Annotated in this window: 17 protein-coding genes and 1 pseudogene; 7 read left to right on the plus strand and 11 right to left on the minus strand. The window is 33.9% G+C overall.

Annotated elements, in window-relative coordinates:
• Positions 1 to 18 precede the first annotated feature (18 nt).
• Together ribF and murJ are read right to left on the minus strand one after the other, a co-directional pair.
• Positions 19 to 951, minus strand: coding sequence for a bifunctional riboflavin kinase/FAD synthetase (ribF, locus tag PSA_RS13920; RefSeq protein ID WP_042148622.1), 933 nt, complete (start codon positions 949 to 951; stop codon positions 19 to 21).
• Between the two features lie 48 nt (positions 952 to 999).
• Positions 1,000 to 2,538, minus strand: a complete 1,539-nt coding sequence (murJ, locus tag PSA_RS13925) for a murein biosynthesis integral membrane protein MurJ (protein ID WP_042148668.1) — start codon at positions 2,536 to 2,538, stop codon at positions 1,000 to 1,002.
• Positions 2,539 to 2,858: 320 nt separating this feature from the next.
• Here murJ and rpsT point away from each other — a divergent pair, with 320 nt between their 5' ends.
• Positions 2,859 to 3,119, plus strand: a complete 261-nt coding sequence (gene rpsT / locus PSA_RS13930; RefSeq protein WP_042148619.1) for a 30S ribosomal protein S20 — start codon at positions 2,859 to 2,861, stop codon at positions 3,117 to 3,119.
• Between the two features lie 226 nt (positions 3,120 to 3,345).
• On the opposite strand, the pseudogene PSA_RS13935 reads toward rpsT, so the two are convergent.
• Positions 3,346 to 3,686: pseudogene (locus PSA_RS13935) on the minus strand (response regulator).
• Between the two features lie 94 nt (positions 3,687 to 3,780).
• Here PSA_RS13935 and PSA_RS13940 point away from each other — a divergent pair.
• Entirely contained in the window at positions 3,781 to 4,242 is a 462-nt protein-coding gene (locus PSA_RS13940; protein ID WP_042148616.1) for a hypothetical protein, read from the plus strand.
• A gap of 95 nt (positions 4,243 to 4,337) precedes the next feature.
• Positions 4,338 to 4,571, plus strand: coding sequence for a hypothetical protein (locus PSA_RS13945; RefSeq protein ID WP_042148613.1), 234 nt, complete (start codon positions 4,338 to 4,340; stop codon positions 4,569 to 4,571).
• A 28-nt stretch (positions 4,572 to 4,599) separates the two neighbouring features.
• Here the strand turns inward: PSA_RS13945 and PSA_RS25900 are convergent, their stop codons facing one another.
• On the minus strand, positions 4,600 to 4,743 hold the full coding sequence (locus PSA_RS25900) for a hypothetical protein (RefSeq protein WP_193216543.1): 144 nt from the start codon (positions 4,741 to 4,743) through the stop codon (positions 4,600 to 4,602).
• A 355-nt stretch (positions 4,744 to 5,098) separates the two neighbouring features.
• Here PSA_RS25900 and PSA_RS13950 point away from each other — a divergent pair, with 355 nt between their 5' ends.
• Both PSA_RS13950 and PSA_RS13955 read left to right on the plus strand, forming a co-directional pair.
• Positions 5,099 to 5,764, plus strand: coding sequence for an OmpW family protein (locus PSA_RS13950; RefSeq protein ID WP_042148609.1), 666 nt, complete (start codon positions 5,099 to 5,101; stop codon positions 5,762 to 5,764).
• A gap of 173 nt (positions 5,765 to 5,937) precedes the next feature.
• On the plus strand, positions 5,938 to 6,432 hold the full coding sequence (locus PSA_RS13955; RefSeq protein ID WP_042148607.1) for a hypothetical protein: 495 nt from the start codon (positions 5,938 to 5,940) through the stop codon (positions 6,430 to 6,432).
• A gap of 69 nt (positions 6,433 to 6,501) precedes the next feature.
• On the opposite strand, the gene tyrR is transcribed toward PSA_RS13955, so the two are convergent.
• On the minus strand, positions 6,502 to 8,058 hold the full coding sequence (gene tyrR, locus PSA_RS13960) for a transcriptional regulator TyrR (protein WP_042148605.1): 1,557 nt from the start codon (positions 8,056 to 8,058) through the stop codon (positions 6,502 to 6,504).
• A gap of 146 nt (positions 8,059 to 8,204) precedes the next feature.
• Positions 8,205 to 9,992, minus strand: a complete 1,788-nt coding sequence (locus tag PSA_RS13965) for an ABC transporter ATP-binding protein/permease (protein ID WP_042148602.1) — start codon at positions 9,990 to 9,992, stop codon at positions 8,205 to 8,207.
• A 302-nt stretch (positions 9,993 to 10,294) separates the two neighbouring features.
• On the opposite strand from PSA_RS13965, the gene PSA_RS13970 reads away from it, so the two are divergent.
• Both PSA_RS13970 and PSA_RS13975 read left to right on the plus strand, forming a co-directional pair.
• Positions 10,295 to 11,713 carry a peptide MFS transporter gene (locus tag PSA_RS13970; protein WP_042148599.1) on the plus strand — a complete coding sequence of 473 codons (1,419 nt, stop codon included), beginning with the start codon at positions 10,295 to 10,297 and terminating at the stop codon, positions 11,711 to 11,713.
• A gap of 181 nt (positions 11,714 to 11,894) precedes the next feature.
• Positions 11,895 to 13,844 (plus strand): EAL domain-containing protein, encoded by a 1,950-nt coding sequence (locus PSA_RS13975; protein ID WP_042148663.1) that lies wholly within the window; start codon positions 11,895 to 11,897, stop codon positions 13,842 to 13,844.
• A gap of 92 nt (positions 13,845 to 13,936) precedes the next feature.
• Here PSA_RS13975 and PSA_RS13980 read toward each other — a convergent pair whose 3' ends face one another.
• The 5 genes from PSA_RS13980 to PSA_RS14000 are packed head-to-tail and all read right to left on the minus strand — an operon-like array spanning position 13,937 to position 20,141.
• On the minus strand, positions 13,937 to 14,605 hold the full coding sequence (locus PSA_RS13980; RefSeq protein ID WP_052380113.1) for a transglutaminase-like cysteine peptidase: 669 nt from the start codon (positions 14,603 to 14,605) through the stop codon (positions 13,937 to 13,939).
• Positions 14,606 to 14,608: 3 nt separating this feature from the next.
• A complete protein-coding gene (locus tag PSA_RS13985) occupies positions 14,609 to 15,229 on the minus strand; it encodes an OmpA family protein (RefSeq protein ID WP_052380112.1) in 621 nt (206 codons plus the stop codon).
• Positions 15,226 to 16,548 (minus strand): TolC family outer membrane protein, encoded by a 1,323-nt coding sequence (locus PSA_RS13990; protein ID WP_042148596.1) that lies wholly within the window; start codon positions 16,546 to 16,548, stop codon positions 15,226 to 15,228. The genes PSA_RS13985 and PSA_RS13990 overlap by 4 nt, the downstream gene beginning before the upstream one ends.
• Before the next feature lie 51 nt (positions 16,549 to 16,599).
• Positions 16,600 to 17,988 (minus strand): HlyD family type I secretion periplasmic adaptor subunit, encoded by a 1,389-nt coding sequence (locus tag PSA_RS13995; RefSeq protein ID WP_042148593.1) that lies wholly within the window; start codon positions 17,986 to 17,988, stop codon positions 16,600 to 16,602.
• Positions 17,988 to 20,141 (minus strand): type I secretion system permease/ATPase, encoded by a 2,154-nt coding sequence (locus PSA_RS14000; RefSeq protein WP_042148589.1) that lies wholly within the window; start codon positions 20,139 to 20,141, stop codon positions 17,988 to 17,990. The genes PSA_RS13995 and PSA_RS14000 overlap by 1 nt, the downstream gene beginning before the upstream one ends.
• Between the last annotated feature and the right edge of the window lie 18 nt (positions 20,142 to 20,159).

Consider the following 20,159-nt stretch of genomic DNA (forward strand, 5'->3'; position numbering starts at 1 on the left):
TATTTAACTTTCCGTATCTTAGATATTGGTCAAACCAAAACACTGCTTGGCAACTTTAACATCGGCATCAATTTGTGCGATAAGTTGATCAAGCGTATCAAATTTTTGTTCATTGCGAAGTTTAGTAATAAGCTCCACACTTATAAATGTTCCATATATATCTTGCTTAAAGTCGAAAATATGCACTTCAAGCAACATTTTTTGTCCATTAAGGGTTGGCTTAGAACCGACATTAGCCACCCCATAATATTCTTTATCAGATATTTTTATTTTTACAGCAAAGACACCATTAACTGGGCTTACTTGCCTTTTAAGGGCGACATTCGCTGTTGGGAATCCTAATTGCCTACCTTGTTTACAGCCATGGATCACACGTCCTGAAATTTGATAAGCGTGCCCTAGCATATCATTAGCTTGCTCTATTTCATTTTTTGCTAGTGAATCTCTAATTGCAGTACTACTCACTCTACAATCGAGTTTTCGAAAACTACGGGTGCTTTTAACAGTCATATTTAACTGGGCGCCAATTTCAACCAGCATTTTAAAGTCGCCAACTCGTCCTTTACCAAACCTGAAATCGTCACCAATAGTGAGGGCTTTAACACCTAATTTATTAATTAATATTTCACGGATAAAATCATCTGCTGACAAATTTGCAAAATTTCGATTGAAATTTATGCAAATAACACGTTTTATACCTAATTTTTTAAAAATAATTAATTTATCTCTTAAACGTGTTAACCTAGGCGGTGCTTTGTCTTTTGCAAACAACTCTTGCGGCTGCGGCTCAAACAACATCACAGTGCTTGGCAGGTCTAACATATCAGCGTCTTTAATTAAGCCATTTAAAACAGCTTCATGACCTAAATGTACACCATCAAAATTACCTATCGTTAATACACAATCTCGATGCCTAGCTCTAATATTGTGGATGCCTCTAATTAGCTCCATAACCTAAATATGACCTACAATTTTATTATTAAAATATCAAAGTCGCGATTATAGACTTTTTTTCGCAAAGGATACATTTTTTATTGTATTTACTCTTATACCAAAAACAAACAATAGAGAAAAATACGTAATAATCGCAATTAATAACAATGAAAATAAATATACTATCTGCTGCCCCAACCCTATCGATTGCCATATTAATTGTTGTTCACACCAGTAGGTAACAAATGCCATCACTAAACTAGACACTATGCATTTCAGGGTAAAGCCAACACTATATCGTGAAAACTTATAAACCCCTTGTTTTGATAAAAAGTAATATAATAAAAACGCATTACACGTTGCCGATAGTGATGTTGCCAAAGCTAAACCGATATAACCTAAAAATGAAGCCAAAATTAAATTAAACACCATATTTAAAATTAATGCCGCTATACCTATTTTCACTGGTGTTTTTGTATCTTGCCTTGCATAAAACCCTGGAGCTAGTACTTTTATAAGCATAAAGCTTACTAAACCCACCGCATATGCAGTTACACCGAAAGAGACTTGAGTAACATGATCTACTTCACTATTGATAAAAGCGCCATGGCCAAACAAAACGGTAATGATTAATGGACTTAAAACGATTAACCCCATAAATGCAGGCAAACCTAACCAAAGCACAAACCTAACACCCCAATCTAAAGTATCTTGAAAATCCGTACCTTCTTTATTTACATGCAATTTAGATAATGCGGGTAAAATAACGGTCGCAATACCAATACCAAACAAGCCTAATGGAAACTCAATTAAGCGATCTGAGTAATATAACCACGCAATAGAACCATTAATTAAAAAAGTAGCAATAACAGAATCAAGCAATAAATTTATTTGACTTACAGATACACCAAATAAAGCAGGGATCATCAATTTACGTACTTTTTTTACATTCTCATCTTGCCAAGCCCATTTTGGTTTCGCTAACATTTTTGCACGATATAAGAATGGAATTTGAAAAAGTAGCTGTACAACTCCGCCAATAAAAACACCTAACGCTAACGATAAAGCGCCAAAATCAAATTTATCATGAAAATACAAGGCACAGCTTATAATTGAAATGTTTAACAAGACGGGAGTAAACGCTGCAACAGCAAATTTGTTATATACATTAAGGACAGCGCCAGATAAGGCAACTAAACTAATAAAAAATAAATAAGGAAATGTAAATTTAAGCATCAAAGATAATAAAGCATATTTATCTGTTGAAATACTAGAGTCTGAAGATGCAAACCAACCAGCGCCAAATAAAGCAGCTATAACAGGCGAAGCTATCACACCTAAAATAGTAACAGATAATAAAATAGTACCCAATGTACCCGCTGCATTTGCAACAAACATTCTGACTTTATCATCACCATGTTGTTCTTTTACTTCAGTTAAAACTGGAACAAATGCTTGTGCAAATGCTCCTTCTGCAAATAACCGCCTTAAAAAATTTGGTACTTTATTCGCTAACAAGAATATATCTGCCGCAGCACCTGCACCTAATAAATGCGCTGTTACTGCATCTCTGACTAACCCGAGTATTCTTGAAAGGAATGTCATAAAACTGACTATCACCCCTGAACGAAACAAACCTTTTGCCACGCTAAACCTTTTTGATAAATTTAAGGACACGCATTATGACATAATAAGTGTACTTGGGTACTAGGCGATTCATATAAGCTTTGATATAATCTCCGCATTAACTGCTGCGATGGCCTACTGTGTTAAAACGCTAAAGAAATGAAAATTTCATCGTTTTAATATAAATATGCGTTAAATTAGTGGTTTTTATATAAAGGCCATTGACATTTTCAATAAAAAGAGGCATATTCCTCGGCCATAAATTCAAAGCTTTATTTTTAGATTGTTAGGAGCAAACCTTGGCTAACATCAAGTCTGCAAAAAAACGCGCTTTAACTAGCGAAAAACGCCGTAAACACAATGCAAGTCGTCGTTCAATGATGCGTACTTTTTTCAAAAAAGTAGTAGTAGCAATTGAAGCTGGTGACAAAGAAGCTGCAACTTTAGCATTTAATGCTGCTGTTCCAGTTCTAGACCGTTACGCAACTAAAGGTCTTATTCACAAAAACAAAGCAGCTCGTAACAAGAGCCGTTTATCTGCAAAAATCAAAGCGCTTTAGTCGCTTTTGTTTTAGCTTTTAAAAAACCGGCACATGCCGGTTTTTTTATATCTTAAATTTAACCCACAAAAACGTCATTAACCCTACCCATATCAATCCTAACAATTAAGCAGCAAACCTAGCTCATTACTAAATCAGTCATATGAATATCAGCAGAGATAGAATTGACTGTTTAGCTGACTATTTAAAGCGTTCAATATAGCCAGCAAATATGAGAGGTTAATAATTAAGGTAATTGAAGGTCTGGTGCGAATTTTTTTAAGATAGCGGCTATTTTTTTAGGGGAAAAAGGTTTTACAACAAATCCTTTAGCTCCCTTATCAATTGCATCTTTGACATTTTCTACAGTAGAGTGAGCAGAAACCATCACAACGTTTGTTTGTGGACTTATTTCATTTAATTTAGCGATAATATCTTTGCCATTGCCATCAGGAAGTTCAATGTCTAAAAATACAATTGAAAACTTATGTTCTTCGCATAATTGTAAACATTGGGAAGTGTTTGATGAAGAAAGTTTCGAACAGTACCGACGTCATCAACTATTAAAACCGAAAAGTTATCATTCATATATTCATTCCACTGATTGTTGTTATACTTACAGTATATACCTATTACAATATTTGTTGCGGTTACACTTTCTATTATCAAGTAAATAATAATTATGTCTATAAAAATAAAACAACAAAAGCTACTTAAGCCCGAAGATCTTAAGAAAAAGCAAAAAAAAACTAAAAAGCAAGTGGTTAAGCCGAGCCCTGCACAAAGTAAAAATACTCAAAAGTCTGAAACCTTAACTAATGAGGCAAAAAAAACAAATACTAAAAGTATCAAATTTTTAGCCTTTATTGTTTTTCTATCACTTATTTATCTTATATCACCTAAGCCTCAATTACTTACATATGAAAAAGTGGGTATTATAAATAAAAGTATTTATTGGCCAGGGTTTTATAATTTTAAACCTTTTATTTTAGATTCTAACCTTAAAGCAAATGCAAACATTCGTGCTAACCACTTATTTTTATGCCATGAGACTATTACAACTCTGCCTTGCCAAAAATATAGGATAATTAATACTGAAAGATCGGTTGCTGTAGCAATTTTTTTATATAAAGAAAGATTTTAGATTAGAAAAACTAATGTGAAATTCTAAAAAAATCTCGTTTGAAGTAAAACCATGACTTGAAGATAATAGCCTCCTTTGAAATTGAGGCAAGAATAATGGAAGAAGTTTTTTTAAATAGTATAAATATTTTAGGGTTTATTTTGTGTTTGGGTGCTTTTTTTATAAAAGATAGCTTTTGGCTAAAAGTATCCGCTATGCTTGGTATGAGTATTTTATTCACAGTTAATACATTAGGAAATTTTCCAACAGGTATGCTTTCTAACATTAGTCTAGTACTAATAAATACTTTCTGTCTTTTTAAATTATTTACATACCACTTAGAACAATAATACCTTGCTCTAAGTGGTTTTTAAAGCTTCACGGTGCTAGAAAATAGTTTAAATGTGACTCAGGGCTTACCTCATTTGCAGATGCCTGATTAAACCAAGCCGAAACAGCTAAAACAACAACTGCACATGCTACTGAACTAAGTCGGATCCCACGACTGGTTGCCCTATTCATAATCACTCCAATTTTTTATTTTTATTATTTGGTTTTATTAGAACGTTTTTTGTTCGAAACTAGTTTACTTAAAGTTTTAAGAATTAACAATATATTTACACATGTATTTGGTAATTGGCAAATACACCTTTTTAAAATTAAATAAACTTCAATTAAATAAAAATTTTAGAACAGATCCAAGCATTAAAACCACATAAAAATAAAGGTTAATTTCACTGTAACTTAATCTAAATCAATTTTTACAATAGGATAATTTAGAGCATTTAATTACTTGATCTACATCAAATAACTGCAAGCGAAAAGAAAAGATAATGTCGTCATTAACTGAAATCACTCATAACATCGGAGCACAATTATGAGAAATGTATTAAAATCATCTTTAGTAGCAGCGACTCTTATTACAACACCTTTTGCACATGCAGATTTTCTTGATAATTTAAGCGTAAACATTGGTGCTATTACAGTAGCACCAGATAGTGGCACATCAAATATCGACCAAGATCCTTCTCTAGGTTTAGGTGTTGATTCAAACACGCAGTTAGGTATTACTTTTGATTACGCTTTAAATGATAACTGGGTATTAGAGTTAATTGCAGCAACACCATTTAGCCATGACTTTTCAGGCGAAGTAGGTTTAGCTGGCGCTGATATTGGCTCAACTAAACAGTTACCACCAACATTACTAGCACAATATCATTTTGGTGATTCAAATGCGGCATTTCGCCCATTCGTAGGTGCAGGTATTAACTACACAATGTTTTTTGATGAGCAAGCAGGACAAGATCTTAAAGATACTCTTGGCACTGATGATGTTGAAATCAAATTAGACGATTCATTTGGTTTAGCTGCACAAATAGGTTTTAACTACATGTTAAATGAAAAATGGAGCATTCATGCGATGGCCTCATACATGGATATTGATAGTGATGCAGAAGTATTTGCTGACGGTAAAAAAGCACTTACTTCAATTGTTGCCATTGATCCAACAGTATTTATGTTAGGTATGAAATATAAATTCTAGATCTTTTTTCAAAGTTATATTTCTAGAAAATAAGCCAATTACATTACGTAATTGGCTAATTTCCTTTTAATAGTTCAATTTTAACTCTGTTCATCTACTAGCAACAATTTCATTTTCGTTTATACTTTTTTATTAAGTAAAAAATTTTATCGTAAATAAACAGAGGTATAACTATGCTTAATAAAAATAAATGTACCCTCCTCCTATCAACTTTTTTTCTTTCTTTACCTGCTTTTGCAAACTTCAATTTTAAAGGGGATGGCACACTTTCTTACCCGACTGGTATTTCCAAACCATTCAACTTTGGTTTCGCATGGAATGATAAAACACAAAAATTCACTATAGGTAATAAACCATATTCAATGGAGCAAGTACCTGACTCCTACTCTATTGCGTTAGCTATTAGTAAAAATGAAAAAACAGTATGGGTGCAAGAATTTGCTAAAGGATATTTTGAACAGTTTGAATGGCAAATTGATAAACATACAGTGAAATTAGAAAAACAAAAATTCGAAAATAAAGTATTAGGTAATTATGTTTTGACCCTGGACGATAACCAGTATTTTTTCACCAGTCGAGCAGCAAGCCTAACCATAAAGTTTAATGAAGATGGGATAAAAGGCATTTCAATTGAAGGTGTGACAAAAGATTTTGGTACTAAAAAATAAAAAACCTAACAAACGAGAATAACCCATGTTAGGTTTTAATCTATAAACTGGCTAATTAAGAATATACTTTTAAACTTTAATTGTTTTACGGTTAATACCGTACTCTCTTAATTTATTTGCCACTGCGGTGTGACTTAACCCGAGTCGCTTAGCCAGCTGCCTTGAGCTTGGGTAAGCGGGGTATAATTTACGAAGTAAAGTAGATTCAAAACGTTTCACGGCTTGATCTAAACTGCCTTCAAAATCAGATTCCAAATAGCCTAAATCATTTGTAAAACTTGGTAACTGTAAATGTTCAATCCCAAGTTTTTCATCATCCAATAAAGAAACCGCTCTATATAAAGCATTTTCTAACTGCCTTATATTGCCAGGCCATGGGTATTGCTCTAAAAATGCGAGGCACTCAGGCGTTAATTCTGGCACTTTCACACCCATTTGATGGGCATATTTTTGTATAAAATGATTTGAAAGCGGTGAGATATCAGCCTTTCTATCTCTCAATGGTGCAATATCTAAAGTAAGTACATTAATACGATAGTAAAGGTCTTCACGAAAAGCCCCTTCTTGTACCATACCTGGCAAATCTTTTTGTGTCGTTGCGATAATGCGAACATTTACCTTTACTTCATTTTCATCACCAACACGACGAAATGTACCATCTTGTAAAAATCTTAATAATTTAGTTTGTAGCTGAGTAGACATTTCCCCAACTTCATCTAAAAAAACAGTACCACCATCTGCTTGTTCTAAAATTCCCCGTTTGGTCAGTGATTCATTAGTATGATCGATATGACCAAATAATTCGGACTCCGCAACGTTATCAGGTAAAGAGGCACAAGATAATGCTAAGAAAGGTTTCATAGAACGGTTAGATGAGAAATGACATGCCCTAGCAAGTAATTCTTTGCCTGTGCCAGTCTCTCCTAAAATCAAAATTGGTGCCTCTAAATGAGAAATTCTTTTCGCTTCTCGAACTACACGTCGCATTGCAGTACTTTGACTTTGTATAGAAGAAAAGCTTTCTTGGCCGTAGCGTCTAAATACACTTACTTGTTGACCTAAGCGACTTTGAGATTTAATATTAATAACCGCACCGGCTAATATATCTTCACTAGATGCATCAGGTACGGAGATAGGTAAAATATCAGCAATGAAATCTTCACCTGAGACCTCAACTCTCACCGTTTGGCCCAGCACTTCATCGCTTTCTAGCCAGCGATTAAAGTTAAAACCTTTTAATAGATTATTAATATTTAAATCTATGACTTCGAACTTATCAATGTTTAAATCTCTTGCTGCGGCATCATTACATAGGCGAACACAACCTTTAGTATCAATAGAAATAATACCATCAGGTAAAACACTTAATAAGGTTTTGAGTTCATTATGTTCTCTTTCTGATGGCATAAAAGCAGTTGTTTTAACATCTTCTACACCATCAATCAGACGAATTTCAGGCATCAGTTTTTGAAAAGTTTCAAACTCAATCGGCGGCATTGAAATAAACATTTTACTATTGATAGCATCTACTTCAATGCCTTTTAAATCGACTTGATAACTTACTAAAATATTCAATACTTCCTGTGCGATCCCCATACGATCAGCACAATGAATTTCCAGACGCATAAAACCTCAGAGCATATAAATTTCAGATAGCTGAATCATACTGCAATTTACATATAAAAAAACTCATTTTGTAAAGAATTTTGCACATTTTTAATATTTTAAAACTTATATGTTAGAACTAAAACGCCTTTATTTAGGCTTTAATTTTAATTTTTATGAGACTGAACCTGCCATAAAGCGGCATAAAAACCATTTTTATTAAGTAATTCAATATGTGTTCCCTGCTCTTTTATTTTCCCTTTATCCATATAAAATATTTCATCTGCATCTATGATAGTTGACAACCTATGTGCAATAACCAGACTTGTATGTCCCGTTGCAATGTTTCTTAGTGTTTCCATAATGGCAGCTTCATTGTGGCTATCTAATGATGATGTCGCTTCGTCAAAAATTAAAATGGGGGTTTTTTTCAATAAACTTCGTGCAATAGCAACTCTTTGTTTTTCTCCACCAGAGAGTTTTAATCCTCGCTCTCCTACTTGAGTGTTTAACTTATCAGGTAGTGAATCAATAAAGTGACTCAATTGTGCATCATTAATCGCTTGTTTAACTTCATCATCTGTTGCATCTAATCTGCCATAACGCACATTTTCTAAAATACTATTATTAAATAACACAGTATCTTGGGGCACAATTGCGATTTGCTTTCGGGCAGACTCTAAAGAATAATCTAGTATATTTTGCTGACTAATGAGTATCTGCCCTTCATTAATATCATAAAACCGATAAAGTAATTTAGTGATAGTAGATTTTCCTGCGCCACTAGGGCCTACGATCGCAACTTTTTGCCCTGATTTAATTTTAAAACTGAGTTCAGTTATGGTGTTAGTCTTATTTTTATAAGCAAAACTCACATTTTCAAACTCGATATCTGCATTTTTAAGCTTTAAATCAGGCGCATCTTTATCCTCTGTTATATTTGATTTCACACTAAGTAGCGCAAACATGTTTTCTATATTTGCTAATGACCCTTTGATTTCTCTATAGACAAAACCTAAGAAGTTTAATGGAATAAAAATTTGCATCATAAAAGCATTCACTAATACAAAATCACCCAGAGTCATATTTTTTTGACTAACATCGATCGCAGCCAGTGCTAAAGTTACAGTCATCGCCATTGCGATTATTAAAGCTTGGCCACCATTTAAAATAAATAGCGACAATCTATTTTTACGTCTCGCAACTTGCCAATTAGCTAAATCAGTATCGTATTGAGTTTGTTCATATTTCTCATTATTAAAATATTTAACTGTTTCAAAGTTTAATAAGCTATCAACAGCGCGGGTATTTGATTGATTATCTGCAAGGTTAGCTTGTTTAATGTATTTTAATCGCCAATTTGTCGCTTTTACGGAAAACAATACATATAAAACCACTGCAAATATAATAATTAACGCATACTCAATGCCATAATTGATGCTTAATATACCTATAACAAAGCTTAACTCTAATATTGTAGGTCCAATATTAAAAACAAAAAAGCGCATAACAAAACTAATACCTGATACGCCCCTTTCTATGTCTCTAGCCAAGCCTCCTGTTTTTCTATTGAGATGAAACTCCAAATCTAGTTGGTGAATATGCGTATATACCTCAAGGCTGATCCTTCTCATTGCATGTTCTGTTACGCGACCAAAAAGAACGTCTCTTAATTCTGAAAATAATACATTAGCAAACCTAACTATGCCGTAGGCGGCCACTAACATTAAAGGCAAAACAAGTTCTGGGGAAGTAATGCTTTGTTGCTCATCTAATAAATCAACCGTGTTCTTTAGAATGAAAGGTAAATAAACACTAGCTACTTTAGCCAAAGCTAAGCATAAAAATGCCAAGATGATACGATTTTTGTACTCGGTTAAGTATGGGATCACCTGTTTGAATACTGCAAAGTTAATATTGCTTTGGGGATCAGGTGTAGAAAAGCCATGTTTCATATATATTTGTCCGTTTTTTATACTTATTATTTACATCACTCACTACTCAGAGCAGCTAATGCTTTTACTAATACTTAGGTCTATGTATACTGACTTTCGGTAATTTTATACACATGACCTGTTTTTATGCCCATTTAACGCTTTTCAATAGAGAAAAATGTTCAAATAAAATAGATTGTCGACTATTACCAATAAAAAAACACACATGGCCATCCGTTTAATACTAGGTGATTAATACCTTAATTAAACGAAACAATTATAACATACAGGCCAACACGATAAATTGATTTAGGAAATTAACAATGAGTTCGATTCCAAAGACTGGAGATTTTTTAGGACACCCCAAGGGGCTGTTCTTACTGTTTGGTACCGAAATGTGGGAACGTTTTGGTTATTACGGTATGCGTGCCATTTTGGTACTTTACCTCGTAGCTAGCGTTCAAGATGGCGGTTTTGGTTGGACCCCTGCTGAAGCATTAGGACTTTACGGTACATTTACCATGGCGGTTTATGTTACTCCTTTAATAGGTGGTTGGTTAGCCGATAACTATATTGGTCAACGAAAAGCAATTATCTTTGGTGGCATTATTTTCGCTGCAGGTTATTTTACCTTAGGTATTCCTAAAACTATGCTAGTTGGCATGGAAGAAGAAGTTTTTTATCTTGGTCTAACATTAATCGTAATCGGTAATGGTTTTTTTAAAGCAAACGTATCTAGCTTAGTTGGCGAATTATATGATGATGGCGATCATCGTCGCGATGGTGCTTTTACTATTTTCTATATGGGTATTAACTTAGGTGCATTTATTGCACCACTAATTGTTGGCTATTTAGGCGAGCAAGTAAACTGGCACTACGGTTTCATCGCAGCAGGTTGTGGTATGTTAATTGGTTTAGTTTTACAACTTACTTTAGCAAATAAATACCTTGGTAATATTGGTGTTGAGCCTTCAGCTAAACGCACTAAAGGCGATAAAAAAGCAGATGTGCCTCTGACTAAAGAAGACTTTGATCGTATGAAAGTTATTTTAATCATGAGTATGTTTTCTGTTATTTTCTGGGCTGGATTTGAACAAGCCGGTGGTTTATTTACAATATATGCTTCAGAATTTACCAACCGTGACTTAATGGGTTTTGAAGTACCAGCTTCTTGGTTCCAATCTCTTAATGCAATGTTCATTATTTTATTAGCCCCTGTCATTGCCACAGTTTGGGTTAAAATGGGCAAAAAAGAGCCAACATCACCGGTTAAATTTGCTTTAGCGATGTTATTCTTAGCACTCGGTTTCTTTGTTATGTTATGGGCGACTATGGTACAAGGTGGTGATACAACTGTTAAAGTAACAATGCTATTCTTAGTATTCGCTTATTTATTCCACACATTAGGTGAATTATGTTTATCCCCTATCGGTTTATCTCTAGTGACAAAACTAGCCCCACTTAAATATGCTTCTGTATTAATGGGAATTTGGTTCTTATTCACTGCATTATCAAATAAACTGGCTGCATTTATTGGTTCATTTGTTGGCGAAGGTCAAGAAATGGTTAATAACGCAGGTAATATCTTTATGTCTGTTGGTTTTGCTGCATTAGCAACTGGTCTTATTATATTCTTAAGTGCTAACAAACTTATTTATTGGATGCATGGTGCTGAAGGTGATAGCCATCATACTGAAGAAGAAAACCTTGAAGAAGAGTTAGAAGTAACAGCGACACGTTAATTTCAACTTTAATTTGATATATTAAAAACCCAAAGAGAAATCTTTGGGTTTTTTTAGTTTTTGGCTTTCAATCATGTATTTAATGACTATTTATTTAAAAAATGTTATTCATCTGTTCATTAACTTTTACAAGTTATTGAGTTAACATACCAACGCATAATAAGAAATAAAGGGAACTAAAATGCGAAGTGAAACCAGAAAAGGCGCCAGTCTTAAAACGCAAATTTATGGTTTAGTCATTTTTTTAGGCATAGTATCGTTTATTGGTAGTTTATTAATAAGCGTAGAACATACAAAAGATTATTTAAATGAGCAAATGGGTAGCCACGCCCAAGATACTGCAACCAGTTTAGGCTTATCAATTTCCCCTTATTTAGATGAAGAAAATATCATTATTGCAGAAACTATGGTTTCCGCGATTTTTGATTCTGGATATTATGCCGCTATGGAGCTTAAAACCATTGATGGTAAAGTCCTTATTAACCGCCAAAACCCAAATCAGGTCGATACTGTCCCAGCTTGGTTTATTGATATGTTTGCGTTGTCTCCTCCTACAAGAGTAAGTGAAATAAATAATGGATGGCAGATTGTTGGTAACTTATCTGTAACCAGCCATGCGGGTGTTTCTTATTTCCAATTATGGCAATATGGTAGCAAAGCATTTATCGCATTTTTCTTTATTCTCTTATTTAGTTTAATTATCGCATATTTCATTTTAAGCGCAGTATTGAAACCGTTAGCTATGGTTGAGCATCAAGCAATTTCAGTTTCCAAAAAACAGTTTATCCATAACGGCGCAAAACCATTTACTAGAGAGCTCAAAGTTGTAATAGAAGCATTAAATTCTATGGTTGCCAATGTGCAAAAAAACTTTGATTCAATGACTCGCCAGGCTGAAAAAATAACTGAAGAAGCTTATTTAGATAAGTTAACAGGATTAGCTAACCGTCGTGCTTTTGAAAGTCAATTCAATGCAAGCTTGTCTGATATTTCAGATGATGAATCAGCAACTATTGCTTTAATTGAACTACCATCATTACAAAAAGTAAATAATGAGAGTGGTTATCAAGCAGGTGATAAATACGTATTATCTGCAGTTAATGAATTAAAAATTGCTTTCAAAGAAATTGAAGGCACCAAAATTTATAGGATCAATGGTGGTAGTTTTATAGTAACCATCGCGCAATCGACTTCTCTTTGCCAATACGAAATAAGATCGTTAAATAACCAGTTTTTATCTCTTGATAATAATCTTTATCCAGACGGTTTTGCTAAGTTAGTCGCAACACCATATAAAAATAGCGACTCGATGAAAAAGTTATTAATTGATTTAGATAATTTAGTCACTCAAGATTCGTCACAATTAAAAATCAAGGAAACTATATTTTCTGAGAATTCCGGCTTATCTATCGGATTACAAGATTGGAAAACCCTCATTGAAAATATAATGAGTACGGGCCATATACAATTTTTATATCAACCGGTAAAAGAGATTAATAATGTCAATGTTTTATATGATGAGTTACTCGCTAAATTTTATTATGATGACAAAGTTATTCCTAATAATCAGTTGTTTGCGATGGCTGAAAGATTAAAGTTAACACAAGAGCTAGATATAAAGCTCATCACAACAGCTATTAATTTTGTCTCAACCGTTCAAGATAACACACTCGCCATAAACTTAAGCCAACAATCACTATTCAGTACCTCATTTTATCTATGGCTCAAAGAGTTTATGACTGAAAATGAATATTGCAGAGAAAGGTTAATATTTGAGATTAATGAAACCGCCTTACTTAAGGATGTAGAACTTGCAACAAAACACATTAATTTATTTAAAACTTTAGGGATCAGTATTTGTATCGAAAGATTTGGCACTAGCTTTACATCATTTAAATATCTTAGAGGCCTAGATCTCGACTTTATTAAACTTGATGGTAGTTATATTAAAGACCTAATAAATCACACTGAAAATAACTATTATATTCAGGCTGTAAATCAAGTCTGTCATAGCTTAGGTATAAAGGTAATTGCCTGTCATATAGAAAGTGATGAGATACTTAACCAGATAAAAGAACTTGAATGTGATGCCTGTCAGGGACAGTTCATTCAAATTCCAACTGAATTATAAGTTTGTAAAAACACAGGTATTAGTTACAGAGCAAACATAATTACCTGCATCAATGCAGTTAATATAGATTTAGATTATCCACATAATTAATATTAATCTAATGAATACAAAGGTGTTCGCAAGGACGCGGCGCTGAAGCGACTTCTTAATTTGTTCCAACTCTGTAATCTGCTAGATTTTCCAGCTAACTTACCTTGACCTTTGACCTTACTTAACCAAAGGTTTTCACCATTAAAGCTATAAATGGGCAGTAAGTCTCGTCTATGAGTTGAAGGTAAAATCTTAGGATTGATATTATCTAAAATAAGCGGTATTGATGAAGGTGTTTCATAGTAAGCTAATACCATATGGAATTGATTCAAACTAAGAGCTTTAACATAGGTTATACGAAGTTTATTTTCTGGTATACCTAGCTCTAGTAAACTAAAGTATTTGGCAATACTAAAATCTTCACAATCTCCACCATTTGCACCAATAAACTCTAATGGCGTTGCCCAATAATCCTTTTTCCCCCACAAAGGGATATCATCAACAAAATTTAATAAATTAAAAAAGTGATTCACTCTTTCTAACTTATTTAAATCTGTAACTAAGTTAGGGTCAGTAAGTACTTTCTCCCATGCCCGTAATCTTAGGCCCGCTCGGGGCCCATATTGATTTTTTAATTGGAGTTCAAGTTTATCCCAATCAAAGGCTTTATTTGAATCACCCCATAGCGGTAAAACCACACATAGAGATATGACAATAAAGCGCTTTATCATCAATTAATAACCTTTAAACCTTTCATTTTTTTTATTTTCTGTTGTGAAAATGTTCCATCTTAAAAGATCTTTTTGATTTTTTATTTGAATGTAAAGCACCACTCTTCTATTTTTACTATGATGACTTTCAGAACCACCTTGTGTTGCCAATTGACTCTCACCAAAAGGTACTGCAACAAGCTTACTCGAGTTTACCCCGTGGTTATTAACCAATAGGCGTTTAACTTCTTTGGCTCGTTTAAGAGATAGTGCGAGATTATATTTTTCACTGCCAACTGAACTCGCATGGCCTTCAAGCTCAAGCTTAATATCATCAGTTCTGTTAATCATATCAGCAAGTTTAACCAACTCTCTATGATATTGAGGTTTTACAAATGAAGAGTCATTATCAAACAAAATGTTTAAGTCCATAGTTAATAATGTATCTGTTACTGTAGGACAACCATCATTTGTAACTTGTGCACCTTCAAAAGTATATGCGCATAAATCTCGCGCATTAATGACACCATCGGCGTCATCATCTGCAAGTGATGCACTTTTTTTTGTGCTATAGCTAAGTTCTGGTTGCGAACTACAGGCAGTTAGGATAATAAGCAAACTACCGAACATCGCTTTTTTAATCATTGTTGTTGGCTCCATTGTTTTGGTTTTTCAACTCTTAATGAGGCAAGTAATTTACCAGTGGAAGCCAATACACGATATTGTGCAAGTAACTGAGAATGCTCTACCGAAGTATAAGTTTTTCTAGCTTCAAATAGCTCATTACTGGTATCTAACAAATCAAGTAAACTACGTTTTCCTAAGAAAAACTGCTCTTCATATATACTTTGAGCTTGTTTTGCCGAGTCTACATGGTGCTGTAAAAATGGTATTTGTTTATTTAAATAAACCTGAGCACGCCATGATAACTTAGTACTTTGCAATACTTGTCTTAAGGTTTGTGCGTATATATCTTTACTTTGTGCTTCTTGGTAAGCTGCTTTTAATTTTCCAGCACTATCTGCGCCACCTGCATATAAATTATATTTCATTCTCAGCATTGCGGTTAAATCTTCATTATACCCTTTTGTTCCATCCATATCGTTATTATGCGAAGCACCTACTTCAAAGCTTATTTTAGGATAAAAATTGCTATTGCCAATTTCTAATTTTGCAGAAGCAGCCTGTATATCATTATAGGCAGAAAGTAATACAGGGTGATCTTCTCTTGCCGTTGCTAATGCATTATTAAGTGATTTAGGAAACATATCAGCATCTGCTACTGGCCATTTTAAATCTTCAGGTTTTTGATCAACAATATCTACAAACTTACTGTTGGCATCTAATAGATTATGCTCTGATGAAATAACATTAACTTGTGCTCTTGCTAATCGCCCTTCAATTTGCGCTAAATCAGCATTTGAGCCTAAACCTTGCGATACGCGATCTTTAATTTGGTCATATACTTTTTTGTGTGCTTTTAAGTTTCGCTCTGACAGACTTAGTATTTTTTTTGCCTCTAATACACCTAAATATACTGATGCAACTTTTAATGCTTGATCTTCAGCTAAACCATATAGCGCATATTGCGATGCAGTTGCTTCAAACTTTGTTCTTTTAACATTATCCATCACTGCAAAACCATCAAATATCTTTTGCTTTAGTGATACCGATAATTCACCTCTTGTTAGCTCTCTTGATGTGTCATTTACAATACGTGTTGTTGGGCTATTTGTATTCTCATAACCATACCCTGCTTGTAAGTCTATTTGTGGTAAGTAACCACTTTTAGCAATGCCAACATCTTGTTGGTAAGCTTTATATAAATGAAAAGCCTCAGCTATTTTTGGTTCACTTGATAATGTTCTTTCAACAGCTTCTTCTAAAGATTGTGCAGATACAGTTGTACTAAGCAAAGTGCTCATTAAAATAATAGCTGATGTTATTTTTGTTTTGTGGAACATGATCAATCCTTTTTCAAAATAATGTGTGATTCTTAGGTGATAAAAATATTTTTATCTTTCTCTTAAAGCACTCTGTTGAGCCCTTAAAATTGGTTTTAATAAATATTCTAAAACTGTTTTCTTACCCGTCATAACATCAACTGATGCAGTCATGCCTGGTATTATTGGTAACTTTTTTGATTTATCACCAAGATAGTTATCTTCTGTTCTCACAGTGATCAGATAATAACTAACGCCTTTCTCATCTTCAAATGAATCTGCACTGATATTTTCAAGTTTGCCTTCAATACCACCATATATGGCAAAGTCATAAGCCGTAAATCTTACAATAGCTTTTAAACCAGGTCTTAAAAATGCGATATCTTTTGGTGATACTTTCGCTTCAATTAAAAGTTGGTCTTCAATTGGTACGATTTCAACTAAATCCATGCCAGGCTGAATGACGCCACCTTCAGTATTTACATTTAGCGCTTTTATAGTACCTGCTACAGGTGATGTTATCGATGTTCTATTTACTTTATCTTTTAAATTAACCTGTTTTTCTGTCAATTGTGCTAACTGTGCTTCTACCTTAGTTAATAACTCTTGAGTTTCCTTTTGATATTCACTCACTAAAGTTTGTCGTTTACTAATACTTTCGGTTAAAGCGGTTCTACTTCTTGGTAAAGCCAGTTCAGCTTCTTCCATTTGTTGTTTAAGTTCATTTATTTGACGTTTGAGCTTTAAAAATTCAACAGGAGAAATAACACCTTTGTTAGCTAAAGGTTCTGTTAAATTGAGCTCTTCCAAGCCCAGTTGATAACTTGTCTGAACATGTTTAACTCGGGACTTCAAAGACTCAACTTCTTGCTCTTTTTGCTGAATTTGATTAGCCATCACATTTAACTGTTTTTTAAAGTTACTAATATTGGCATTAAAGCTTGCTACCTCAGTACGATAAATATCAGAAAACGTCTCTTGTTCGGCAAGAGAGATATTAAATGATTGCGGTATAATTTTAATTTGTTGTTTCCACAAGCGTGGGCTAATATTTTTAGACCATTTAACACTGGCAAGCTCTGCTTTTAAACGAACAGCTCTACGCTGTAATTGCATGACTTCCTGCTCTTTTTCACGAAAATCGGCTAAGAATCGGGTATCATCTATCCTGAGTAACTCTTCACCTTTAGTTACTTTCTGTCCTTCTTTTATAAAAATTTTAGATAAAATCCCTCCTTCTAAGTTTTGCACAACTTGAATTTGAGAAGAGGGTATTACTTTTCCTGATCCGACAGTTACTTCATCAAGTGCTGCAAAATAGGCCCAGATTAAAACGCAAAAACAAAATCCTGTAATGACATATAATAAGTTTCGCGATCTATTTGGTGAAGTTAATAAAATAGCAGCATTAATATCATCAATAAAACTGGTATCAATTTCTTTAAAAGAATTATCTTTCATCACAATGCCGCCTTTATTTTACCTGACTTTAAGGCTTCTAATACTTTATCTCTTGGTCCATCAGCAACAAGACGTCCTCTTTCCATGACTAATATACGATCAACAAGATCTAGCATACTTGCTTTGTGGGTGATCAAGATAAATGTTTTATCTTGAATAATGCCTTTTATATTATTTTTAATTTCTGATTCTGAAAAATTATCCATGCTACTTGTTGGCTCATCAAGCACTAGCATTGGAGGATTAAATAACAGAGCCCTAGCAAGTGCTACAGCCTGACGTTGTCCACCAGATAAATAGCACCCTCGCTCTCCTACTTGTCTATCTAATCCTTCAGGATCGATATCAGTAAATCTGGTTACACCAGCAAGGCCAGCAGCTCGGGTTATAAGAGCGTCATCTACATGTGGTACACCCAAAGTGATATTGTCACGAATAGAACCAAAAAATAATGTACTATCTTGTGCCAGACAACCTATTTTTTGACGCAAATCAGCAGGACTAATTTGTTTGATATCAATCCCATCTATTCTTATAGCACCTTCTGAAGGTTGATAAAAGTTAACCAATAGTTTTTCAATAGATGTTTTACCTGCACCAATGCGACCAATAATAGCAACTTTTTCACCACTGTTTATATTGAAGCTAACATCAGTCAAAGCATTTATTTGAGCACCTGGATAAGCAAAATTGACTTTTTCAAATTTAATTTCACCATCAAAATGACCGCGGTGTAAATATCTATCCATATTTTCACCTGGTAATTCCATTATTTCATCAAGTGTATTGAGCGCTGAATGCGCTTGGTTGTATCTAGTGATCAATAATGCAACTTGAGAAAATGGAGACATAGCTCGACCTGTAAGCATAACTGATGCAATCATCGCACCCATGCTTATATTGCCTTCAGTTATTTGATATACACCAAAAATAACAACAAATACATTTGCAACTTGGGCAACAAGACTATTCACACTACCAACAGATGTCGCATATTTTTTTATCTTAATATTCCAGTTTGCAATATGGCCTATTAGTTGTTCCCACTTGGATTGAAATTGGCTTTCAGAACCTGTTAGTTTTATTGTCTCAATACCTTGCAAAGACTCAACTAAATGCGCATTTTTTTGCACTGAAAAACGACTACCTTGCTCTACTTCAAATTTAATTTTACCTTTTATCCAAAAGGAGAAAACAAGCATAATAATAATACCTACTAGAGGGATCCAAACGATTGGGCCTGCAACAACCGCTATGATGATTAAAAATATGAGAGAAAATGGTACATCTAAAAGCGCTGATACTGTTGCTGATGTGATAAAATCTCTTATAGATTCAAATTCTTGAATTTGTTTAGCAAAAGCCCCCACAGATGGCGGCCGATTGCTCATATCTAAGCTCAGTGTTTTCTCAAATAATGTAGAAGATAACAGTAAATCTGACTTTTTAGCGGCGGTTTCGAGTAGGTGGGCTTTAATTTCTTTTAAAATAAAATCAAAAACTAATATTATAAACATACCAAAAGCAAGTACCCAAAGCGTATCTAATGCTTGATTGGGTACTACCCGATCATATACATTCATTACAAATAGCGGTGAGCTAACTGCAAATAAATTTACAAAAAAAGCTGCTAATAATACATCTTTATAAATAGGTGTAGAAAGCTTTAATGTGCTCCAAAACCAATGACCATGGTTGGTTTTTAAAGTTTCTTTTGCCCTTTCATCAAATCGGTATCGCTTTCTGATATAAAAACAATATCCAGAATATTCGTCTTCTATTTGCTCTCGTTCAATAAGATCGTGACTAGAAGGTAAATCAGGCCATACAATTTCTAATTTATCTTCTTTATAAGATAGTAAAACACATGCTCGGCCATCTTTTAGCATCAAAACACATGGCAACATTAAAGAGGGTAATTTTTTTAATTCTTTTTTCTTAAGTTTAGTTTCCATCCCAGCTCTAAGTGCTGCTCTTGGCATCAATTTAGGAGATAATTTACCATCTTCTAAGGGGAGGCCCGAACTCATAGCTTCAGCTGAAAATGGTTTTCCATAAAATTTACTTAAAAAAACTAAGCATCCTAATAATGGATCTTGCTCTTGGCGGTTTAGCTCTAATGATTGAGCTAACGTATCTTTTTCATTGATCATATTGTCTATCTTTTTGAT

The sequence above is a fragment of the Pseudoalteromonas sp. '520P1 No. 423' genome (genome assembly GCF_001269985.1).
Classification (GTDB): Bacteria; Pseudomonadota; Gammaproteobacteria; order Enterobacterales; family Alteromonadaceae; genus Pseudoalteromonas.